Source organism: Dyella sp. (assembly GCF_035277725.1).
Lineage (GTDB): Bacteria > Pseudomonadota > Gammaproteobacteria > Xanthomonadales > Rhodanobacteraceae > Dyella_B.
In genome coordinates this window covers 1-7,767 of sequence record NZ_DATEJY010000012.1, presented here as the reverse complement: position 1 = coordinate 7,767, position 7,767 = coordinate 1, and the positions used below count along the sequence as shown (strand labels likewise).

The following is a 7,767-nucleotide window of genomic DNA, read 5'->3' as shown; positions in this document are numbered from 1 at the left end:
TGCGTGGCGGGCGCACTGCGCATGGATTACGTTCGCGTTCTTCAACGTTTTGTTCCCGCCGACGCACGGGACGACTATGGCAAGGATTTTTTGGATGTCCAGAAGAACGTCTATCATCTTGCTGAAAGCATCCACCCCAGTGCATGGCGGGAACGCGGCCTGGCGGCTGCTTTGGAAGAAACGATCGGCAAGGCCCTGCGTGAGGTAGGCATTCCCTATTCCTGCGAAACACCGGGGCGCCAGGGTCTTCGTTTTTTGAACGAGGCTTTGCAGGCAGCCATCTATCGCATGGCCTGCGAGGCAGCCGTGACGATTAGCACGTCACCTGCATGCATTGGCATTCACCTAACTGTTCGCAAGGGACGACTAAATGGCATTCCGTGGGTGGTGCTGCGCTTAGATGGCATGCTGGATGAATCCCAGGTGGCTTATGGCATTTTGCAAGCTAAGGAGCGGCAGCGCTTGGCGCCCAAACTGGGCACCAGCGCAAAGACCGATAGTGAACTGCAGCTATTGGCTCGTTTATTCCAGGGAAATGCACGCTTCCGTGCCATCCCCACTGGCATACGCTTTACCGCATTACTCAGCGACACCGCTTCGCGAAGTTCGAATCGGAATCACGTCATCGAAAATGTTCGCCTGTGGGCAAACTAGCATCACGATGCAGGAGCATCACTACCGAACAACAATGGCGTTCTGTGTGCAATGCTCGGGATCCTGACATGCGGCATTTGCCGTAATGCTTACGCTTCCATCGGCTTGCGACTCCGCCTCAACGGTCATGCTGTTGTCCTGATAGACCACTTGCATCAAATCCGTAGGCGAACTACCAGCAGTTGTGGTGACGTTTTGTGTATCGACACCCATCGGCAGCGCAAACGGCACGCTCTGTGCAATCCCAAAGGCAGCGCGTACCTTGCCTTGAAGATCATTGACCTGGATATATGCCACACCATCGCGGTCAAACCGGTACACGTGGTAGTGCGGATTGGCGCTGACGTCGGGTGCGTTAGGCCATGATTGCCCTAACCCAGAAGCTGGTGTCGCAGCTTGTGCGGCAACCACGGTGGTCATGCTCAAGGCCGTCACGGTAGTCAGAATCGTTCGACGAAGAAAGTTGCGGGAAAAGCAAAACATGGCGCGTCCTCTGCTTGGTGGAAGGATTCCCCGCGATCAGAATGAATCAACACACGGAAGCAACGAAAGACGATTTTTCCGCAAGCGTTCGTCCTATTTTGATGTAAGTGTTTGCCCTATTTGCACGTTCTTCTCGGTAGGCGTGCATCACTTGCTCGTGATTGCTCAGATCGAGGCTGGCAGCCATCGCAATAGGCGAATCGCAAACAACAAAAAACCCCGCTTTCGGCGGGGTCTTTTGTTTCCGAGATGACAGGATGTCGTCGGAGGATGTCTTGGTGGGCCGTGACAGATTCGAACTGTCGACCAACGGATTAAAAGTCCGCTGCTCTACCGGCTGAGCTAACGGCCCGGAAAAGTAAGCTGGCAATTTTAAGGTCTGGGCGGCCTTGGCACAAGCAATGCGGCCGATTTGGGTATTTCTCAGGCGTAGCGGGTGGGGTCGGGCAGGCCGGCCTCACGAAAACCCTGCGCACGCAGGCGGCATGCGTCGCAGCGGCCGCAGGCGCGGCCTTCGGCATCGGCCTGGTAGCAGCTGACGGTGGCTGAAAAATCCAAGCCGAGACGATGGCCTTCGCGGGCGATGTCGGCCTTGCTCATGGCCATCAGCGGCGCGTGGATGCGGATGCCCGCCCCTTCCACGCCGGCCTTGGTGGCAACGTTGGCAAGTTGCTCGAACGCTTCGATGAAAGCCGGACGGCAGTCGGGATAGCCGGAGTAATCCACCGCGTTGACGCCACACCAGATATCCGTAGAGCCGAGCACTTCGGCCCAACCCAGTGCCACCGACAGCATGATGGTGTTGCGTGCAGGCACGTAGGTCACGGGGATGCCGTCACTGCCCTGCTCCGGCACGTCGATGTCGGCAGTGAGCGCGGAACCGCCGATGCTGCGCAGATCGACGTGCACGGTCTTGTGCTCGACGGCGCCGAGCATGTGTGCAACGCGTGCCGCGGCATCCAGTTCGGAGCTGTGGCGTTGGCCATAGGCGACGCTCAAGGCGTGCACCTGAAAGCCCTGTTCGCGGGCGATGGCGATGGTGACGGCGGAGTCCATGCCGCCGGAAACGAGGATGACGGCTTTGCGGGGTGTGGAAGCTGACATGGTGATTATTTCCAAGTGCGGAACGGCCGGTCACCGGCCGGGAGCGCTGACCGGCGACACAGGCCGGGGCGTAAGGTTTTATCTCTTGCGCAACCACGCAGGTTGGGATGCGAATCCCAACATCGTCACATGTACAGGCATTTCGATGTTGGGGTTCGCACCCCCAACCTACGTCAATGCCCCGGCGCATCATTCCACAGCAGCTTGTGCAGCTGCAGTTGAAAACGCACGGGCAGTTTGTCTTCGATGATCCATTCCGCCAGCGCGCGCGGCTCGACCGCGCCGTGCACCGGCGAGAACAGCACCATGCAACGCTGCTCGATGCGATGCTCGGCCACGACGCCGCGCGCCCATTCGTAATCAGCGCGGCTGGCGATCACGATCTTGACCTGATCGTGCGGCAGCAGATGATCGAGGTTCGACCACAGGTTGCGTTGCGCTTCACCGGAATCGGGTGCCTTCAGGTCCATCACCTTGCGCACGCGCCGATCGACATCGGCAACGTCGAGCGCGCCGGATGTTTCCAGTGATACCTCATAGCCGGCATCGCAGAGCTTGCGCAGCAGGATCAGGCAACGCTTCTGCGCCAGCGGTTCACCACCGGTGACGCATACGTGCGAGGCACCATGGGAAGCGACCTCGGCAAGAATGTCATCGATATCGCGCCAGTTGCCACCGTAGAACGAATACTCGGTATCGCACCAAACACAACGCAGCGGGCAGCCAGTGAGTCGCACGAAGACGGTGCGCCAGCCGATCGCATCGGCTTCGCCCTGGATCGAATGGAAGATCTCGGTGATGCGCAAACGCTCGCCCGCAGGCTGGACCGGCGTGGCGGTTTCCACGTTCACCGGACTGCTGCTCACCACTTGAACCTCACCGCGCCGTCTGCTGCGAAATGCGCCGCAGGCGTTCCTGGGCCAACTTGGCCGCGTTGGAATTGGGATATTTGCTGACCACCGACTTCAGCGTAGCGACGCCCGCGTCCGTCTGTTTCATTTCAAGCTGGCTGTAGCCGAGCTTGAGCGTGGCATCCGGCACTTTTTCGCTTTGCGGATACTGGTTCAGCAGATGCTTGAAGGCTTCCACCGCAACTTGGTAGTTGGTGGTCGCATAGTAGGACTCGCCCAGCCAATAGAACGCATTCGGCGTCAGCGCGTCGTTGGGGTATTTCTGGATGAACTCGCGGAACCCGCGCGATGACGAGACGTAATCGCCTGCGCGCAGGGATTTGAAGGCGGCGTTATAGGCGTTTTGCGCAGCAGCCTTCTGGGCTGGCGATTGAGCGGGTGCTGCTGGCGCGGCGGCGGCAGGTGGCGCAGCGGCGGAAGCCGCACTGCCGGGTGCCGATGCATTGGCTGCGGGCGGTGCACTAGAAGAAGGCGCGGGGTTTGCGCTGCCCTGTTTTTCCAGGCGGCCGACGCGGCTGTCCAGATCGGCATACTGCGCCTTGCTCTGATCCTGCAACTGCTGCACCTGGTGCTGCAGTTCTTCGATCTGGCCCTGCATCTGCTGCATGGTCTGCTGCATTTGCTGCAGCTGATTGAGCTGGTTGAGCTTGTTCTGATCCTGGTTCTGCTGTTGCTGCTCGAGGCGGGCAACGCGATCGGCCAGGCTCATGGGGGAATTCTGCGCATGCACGGGCGCCATAAACAGCATGGCGGACGCCAAGGCGCCCGCCATGCTGAGATTGGCCGTGAAGCGATGAGCCAATCGAACCACCATTATGTCGCCGTGTAGACGATCTCAACGCGACGGTTCTTGCTCCAGCAATCTTCGTTGTGCTCGCGGCACACCGGCTTTTCTTTGCCGTAGCTGATCACGCTGATCTGGCTGGACGAACCGCCATTGGCCTGCAGTGCGCTGGACACGGCATTGCCACGACGCTCGCCGAGGCCCAGGTTGTACTCACGCGTGCCACGCTCGTCGGCGTTGCCTTCCAGGCGCATGCGAGCGGTCGGCACGTCCTGCAGGAACTTGGCATGGCACTGCATGATCTGCTGGAACTCCGGCTTCACTTCGTCCTTGTCGAAGTCGAAGTACACGGTGCGCTGCTTCAGGCAGGCATCGGTGTCGAGGTCAGCAGCGGTGTACTTGTGCTCACCGGTCTGGGCCGGAGCCTGCTGCTGGGTTTCCTGCTGCGGAGCCTGGGGCTTAACTTCCTGCTTCTTGGAGCAAGCGGCCGCACCGACGCAGAGCAGGGCGACCAGGGCGATACGAACGGTCTTATTCATGGTGACGTTCCTTCAAACGGGTTTGGTTTCCGACAGTCAATGACGATTGCGGTTACAGGTCAGTAGTCGCCGGTGGACCGGCTGTAGTTTTTATTTTTTCTTCACTTTAAAGCATAGCCACGCATTGTACTGCAGAGGCCAGCAAAACAGGCATGGCAAACGGTCACGCCCGACCGGAACATTCGCATGCTCCGGCCCCCTCTCGGGTCGTCCCAGCCACCTTCCCTCAGGAGGGCGGCTGGATCAAATCATTGCTTGCGATAGGGTCCCCAAGCCGGCGAGCGAACATCGCCGTCGGCAAGTGCCAAGCGCTGACGCACCATGCCATCGTTCGATACGGCGTAAAGCACGTCTCGGCTTCCATCGGTGGCGGCGTAGATCAACATGCTGGCGTTCGGCGCGAAGCTTGGCGATTCGTCAATCGGACCGGGCGAGATGAAGCGCACCTGGCCACCGAGGCTCTGGTCCATGATGGCGATACGATACACGTTCCCATTGGCCTGCACCATGGCAATCTGCTTGCCATCGTAGCTGACCGCGGCATTGAGGTTCTGCTGGCCCTGGAAGCTGACGCGCTCGGGCGTGCCGCCGGACGCGGCAACGCGATAGATCTGCGGCCGGCCGGAGCGGTCGGACGTGAAATAGATGCTCTGGCCATCCGGCGCCCAGACCGGCTCGGTATTGATGGCCAGGCTGCGGGTCAGGCGGGTTTCCTGGCGGCTGCCCAGGTCCATCACGTAGATCTCGGGGTTGCCGGTATAGGAGAGCGCCACCGCGAGCTTGCTGCCATCGGGCGACCAGGCAGGCGCGCCGTTGATGCCCTTGCGGGCTGAGATCAACTGGCGGGCACCGGTGGAAATGTTCTGGATATAGATGGCCGAGTCACCGCTTTCGAACGACACGTAGGCGATGCGCGAACCATCCGGCGACCACTTGGGCGACAGCAGCGCTTCGTGCGAGCGCGCCACCACCTGCGGGTTATAGCCATCCGAATCGGCCACGATCAGCGAGTAATTGGCATTGTTGCCGGTGCCGACCATCGTGACGTAGGCAATCCGCGTCCAGAACGCGCCGGGGATGCCGGTGATCTGCTGGAAGATCTTGTCGGCGATCTGGTGCGCGACGCTGCGCAGATCGCTGGTGGCCGCCGGCGACATCGCCTCGCCAAGCAGACGTTGCTGGCGGTTGACGTCCCACAGCTCGTATTCCACCGTCACCATGCCGTTGCCGGCATCCTTGATGCGGCCGATCACGATGTAGTCCTGCTTGAGCAAGCGCCAGGTGGCGAACTTGATGTCCGAACCCTGGCTGGGCTGCTCGACGATTTCACTGACCGCAAGCGAGCGGAATTTGCCGCAGCGGTTGAGGTCGTTGCGGATCACGTCGGCAATGTCCGTCGGCAGCGGCGCGCCTTGCTGTGCGAACGGCACCACGGCGACCGGGGTGGCCGACTTGATGCCGCCGACGATCTGCACGTTCAACGCCTGGCCGAAGGCAGGGCCCGTCACCAGCGCCGCGATCAGCAGCAGGACGAGGGTAAGTAATGATCGGGAAGATCTGCGCATGGGGCTAGCTCACTGCGGAATGAAGGTGAAGTTGATGTCGCGCTGGAACACGCTTTCAAAACCCTGGTAAGGCAGCGGTTGCGCACGTAGCACGGCATCCTCGACGGATTTCTTGCCGGCCGCATCATACGGGCAGCTGGGCGACGCCTTGGCGCTCAGCACTTGCCCACCGGGGATCTGCACGATGTGAACCACGCACGGCGCGTTCGGCATGTTATCCGGCCTGATCCAATTCTGCGTGACGGCGTTCTGAATTGCGGCCATGTACTGCGATAGCAGCGTGCTGTTGGAATTGTTGCCGGTCTGGCGCTGGTTCGCGTTGGGCAGGTTCTCCTGCCCATCGGTTTGCGCATTCTTGATGTCCGCCAGCTGTTGCTTGGCCTGCTTGGCCTTGGTATCGGCTTTCTGCGTCTGCGCCGACGCGGCATCGAGCTGCTTGAACAGCTGATCCACTTTTTCCTGCTCGGCTTTCTTTTTGGCCGCCTGGGCGTCCAACTCAGCCTGCCGCTGACGCTGCTTTTCTTCCTGTTCTTTCTTGGCGTTCTCGGCCTTTTCCAGGGCGTCCTGCACCACGCGCTCCTGATCCACCACGTCCGGATGTTCCGGCGGCGGCGGCAATGGGCTTGGCTTGGGCTGCTGCACGGGCGGGGGCGGCGGCGGGGGCACGGAAGGCGGCGGCGGCACCGTGTTTGGCACCGGCTTCACCTTCTCCGATTTCGGCGGCGGCGCAGCCGTATTGCCGAGCAGCGTGGCCTCGATCACCGGACCGCTGAGCTGCAGCGGCGGTGGCGTACAGGTGATCGGGTTGGGCAGGTGCAGCGCGGTGAGGAATTTCTCGTACGCCGTGCAGGGCAGCATCGCCAGGAACAGGAAGGCGACGATACCCAGATGGAGAACGGCCGATAGTACGACCGCGAGCGGAGTGCCCTTGGCGTTACGGTCGTCCATTGGGCTTGCCCGACTCCGGCGCACTCATCAACCCGACCTTGGCTACACCGGCCTGCTGCAACAAGGCCAGTACCTGATAGACACCGTCGTACTTGCCGTCGCGATCACCCGCGACCAGCACGCTCACATCCGGATTCTGCTTGACGAACGCGCCGACCTTCACCTTCAGCGCATCGGCGTCGATCGGTTCCTTCTTGCTGGTGCCCAGGGTGAGATACATCTGGCCTTGGGTATCGACCGAAACGATCACCGGCTCTTTCTTGTCCTGCAGCGACTTGGCGTTGGCTTGCGGCAAGTTGACGTCGACGTTGGAGTTGAGCATCGGCGTGGTGACCATGAAGATGATCAGCAGCACGAGCATCACGTCGATGTAGGGCACGACGTTGATTTCGGATTTGAGCTTGAAACGCTTGTGGCGCGCGGAGCTACGCATGGTCGCGGCCTCTTAGTGATTTTCGTCGATCTGGATCTGGCGCTGCAGTACGGAGGAGAACTCTTCCTGGAATACTTCATAGCGCGAGGCGACGCGTTCCACTTTGTTGGCGTAGCGGTTGTACGCCCACACCGCCGGAATCGCCGCGAACAGACCCATCGCAGTGGCGATCAGCGCCTCGGAGATGTGCGGCGCCACCACGGCGATGGTGACGTCCTTCATTTCGCCCAGGCCCTGGAAGGCACCCATGATGCCCCACACGGTACCGAACAGACCCACATACGGACTGATGGAACCCACGTTGGCAAGAAATTCCAGGTTGCGTTCGAGCAGCCCGATTTCCTTG

General features: G+C 60.7%; 9 protein-coding genes, 1 tRNA gene and 1 pseudogene. 1 reads left to right on the top strand and 10 read right to left on the bottom strand.

Annotated elements, in window-relative coordinates:
* Positions 1-654: pseudogene (locus VJR68_RS00675) on the top strand (hypothetical protein); the annotation flags it as partial.
* 21 nt (positions 655-675) lie between these two features.
* On the opposite strand, the gene VJR68_RS00670 reads toward VJR68_RS00675, so the two are convergent.
* The 10 genes from VJR68_RS00670 to VJR68_RS00625 all read right to left on the bottom strand — a co-directional run.
* Positions 676-1,074, bottom strand: a complete 399-nt coding sequence (locus tag VJR68_RS00670; RefSeq protein WP_324145617.1) for a hypothetical protein — start codon at positions 1,072-1,074, stop codon at positions 676-678.
* Positions 1,075-1,413: 339 nt separating this feature from the next.
* Positions 1,414-1,489: transfer RNA gene (locus tag VJR68_RS00665), tRNA-Lys, on the bottom strand.
* Positions 1,490-1,560: 71 nt separating this feature from the next.
* Entirely contained in the window at positions 1,561-2,241 is a 681-nt protein-coding gene (queC, locus tag VJR68_RS00660) for a 7-cyano-7-deazaguanine synthase QueC (protein WP_324145616.1), read from the bottom strand.
* A 173-nt stretch (positions 2,242-2,414) separates the two neighbouring features.
* A complete protein-coding gene (gene queE / locus VJR68_RS00655) occupies positions 2,415-3,092 on the bottom strand; it encodes a 7-carboxy-7-deazaguanine synthase QueE (RefSeq protein ID WP_324145618.1) in 678 nt (225 codons plus the stop codon).
* A 25-nt stretch (positions 3,093-3,117) separates the two neighbouring features.
* Positions 3,118-3,966: a tol-pal system protein YbgF gene (gene ybgF, locus VJR68_RS00650; RefSeq protein ID WP_324145615.1), complete on the bottom strand. Its 849-nt coding sequence runs from the start codon at positions 3,964-3,966 to the stop codon at positions 3,118-3,120.
* Positions 3,966-4,475: a peptidoglycan-associated lipoprotein Pal gene (gene pal, locus VJR68_RS00645; protein WP_324145614.1), complete on the bottom strand. Its 510-nt coding sequence runs from the start codon at positions 4,473-4,475 to the stop codon at positions 3,966-3,968. The genes ybgF and pal overlap by 1 nt, the downstream gene beginning before the upstream one ends.
* A 248-nt stretch (positions 4,476-4,723) precedes the next feature.
* Positions 4,724-6,040 (bottom strand): Tol-Pal system beta propeller repeat protein TolB, encoded by a 1,317-nt coding sequence (gene tolB, locus VJR68_RS00640; protein WP_324145613.1) that lies wholly within the window; start codon positions 6,038-6,040, stop codon positions 4,724-4,726.
* 9 nt (positions 6,041-6,049) lie between these two features.
* Positions 6,050-6,988 carry a cell envelope integrity protein TolA gene (tolA, locus tag VJR68_RS00635; protein WP_324145612.1) on the bottom strand — a complete coding sequence of 313 codons (939 nt, stop codon included), beginning with the start codon at positions 6,986-6,988 and terminating at the stop codon, positions 6,050-6,052.
* Positions 6,975-7,421, bottom strand: a complete 447-nt coding sequence (gene tolR, locus VJR68_RS00630; protein WP_324145611.1) for a protein TolR — start codon at positions 7,419-7,421, stop codon at positions 6,975-6,977. Before tolR ends, tolA begins: the two co-directional genes overlap by 14 nt.
* Positions 7,422-7,433: 12 nt before the next feature.
* The coding region (locus tag VJR68_RS00625) for a MotA/TolQ/ExbB proton channel family protein (protein WP_324145610.1) at positions 7,434-7,767 on the bottom strand (334 nt) is incomplete at its 5' end.